Genomic DNA, 1558 nt, shown 5'->3' on the forward strand with positions numbered 1-1558 from the left:
GCGTCAGGATGCCATCTTTGCCGCTGAGGTCTTTGCCCTCACGCAGCGCCTTGATAGCAGCATCCATATCGAAAGTATGTTTAGTCATAGGTCATCTCTTTTTTGCTAATGATAAAGAAATGACACAGAATTCTGAACACTACCGGCGTTAGTGCGTCAAACTAAGCTTGATGCTTCTTGCAAGGTGGAAGTCCTGTCAGGTAAGGCCTAACCAGCCACCTGCATCAGTTATGATCACCGGTAGCCCGGTGAGCAGGCTCTCCTACAGAGGACTTTCACCTCATTAGTTCATGCCCATGCTGGGCGTACACAAAGCCAGGCATAACTGCCCACTTCATGGGCTGGACCGCCGCACTACGTGCTCCGGCCTGTGCTGGCGGCGTTAGAGCAACTTAGATAGGAGATTACATGAAAATTGCTCAATCCTTAATTTTATCAATAGGACTTTTTACTTCGTTAGCCAATGCAATAGTCATTCGACATGATGTTTCCGATGAAAATTATTCTGCTGTTCCATCTGACTTCCCTCCTCTAGCAACCTTATATAACATAGGTGTTCACGGTACATTGATCCATCCTCAGTGGGTTGTAACCGCTGCCCATGCTGTTTTTTGTATGAATCCTGGACAAAAAATTAGAGTAGGCGATGAAATAGTAGCTATTTCTAATCGATATAGTCACCCTGATTATCACTTGGGAGATGAACACGACATAGCTTTAATTAAACTTGAATCTAGTATTGCTGATATTAAGCCTGCAGAAATTTATAGCAACAATGATGAAAAAGGTGCTGTTGTTTGGTTTATAGGTGTCGGTGGAACAGGAACAGGCACTGAGGGTCAGACAGTTAGCTATAAAGAAAATAATGGGAAGTTAAGAAAAGCTCAAAATAAGATCGTTAAAACTACAGATACGGATATAGTTTTCAAATTCGAAAAAGGCTCTCAAGGAGAAGCGCTAGAAGGTGTTTCTGGTAATGGTGATAGTGGAGGCCCTGCCTATATTAAAAACGGAGATAACTATGAATTGCTCGGTGTCAGTTCACGAGCCGACTCATGGTTTTATGATGTCGGAGAGTACGGGGTTACAGAGCTTTATACTCGAGTTTCATCATATAAAGGTTGGATACAACAAGTAATTTCAGCGGATAGCGACTTAACTAGGGAACAAATTGCTACCAAAAACCCTTTTCTGCATGAAAATATGAAACCTGAAAAAATGAATGATTTATGTTCTTCCATAGAGGTAAAGTAATCACTCGTTGCTCTAACAAGCTATTCAAGTGGGACTGCTAAAATTTGGCTCGGTTTCGCTTTGCTACACATTTTAGCCAAATATTATCAGCCCCTAACAGGCGTTATATTGCCTAGGAGAGAATGAGCATTAATAACGAGAAACAAGATAATCTAGATTCCTAGATTCAACTTGTAAGTGCATATCTCAATGGAGCTAGAAAAAGCGGTCAGTTGCCCGTAGGCTTCTCGCTTTTTCTCCGGCAAGAGTTATGCAATGAGACACTACAAGCAACTGACCTATGAGCAAAGATGCCAGATTGAGG

General features: G+C 42.0%; 1 protein-coding gene. It reads left to right on the forward strand.

The genetic code is table 11. The annotated features are described in order from the left end of the window. Positions 1 to 408: 408 nt before the first annotated feature. The gene (locus ACL7TT_RS20495) at positions 409 to 1254 is read left to right on the forward strand and encodes a S1 family peptidase (protein WP_413398029.1); all 846 of its coding nucleotides are present in this window, start codon (positions 409 to 411) and stop codon (positions 1252 to 1254) included. Positions 1255 to 1558: the final 304 nt, after the last annotated feature.

This window comes from Microbulbifer jejuensis (assembly GCF_047289955.1).
Classification (GTDB): Bacteria; Pseudomonadota; Gammaproteobacteria; order Pseudomonadales; family Cellvibrionaceae; genus Microbulbifer.

Excerpts from the sequence above, each read along its gene's own strand:
- ACL7TT_RS20495 (WP_413398029.1), top strand. The coding sequence starts at position 409 with ATGAAAATTGCTCAATCCTTAATTTTATCAATAGGACTTTTTACTTCG.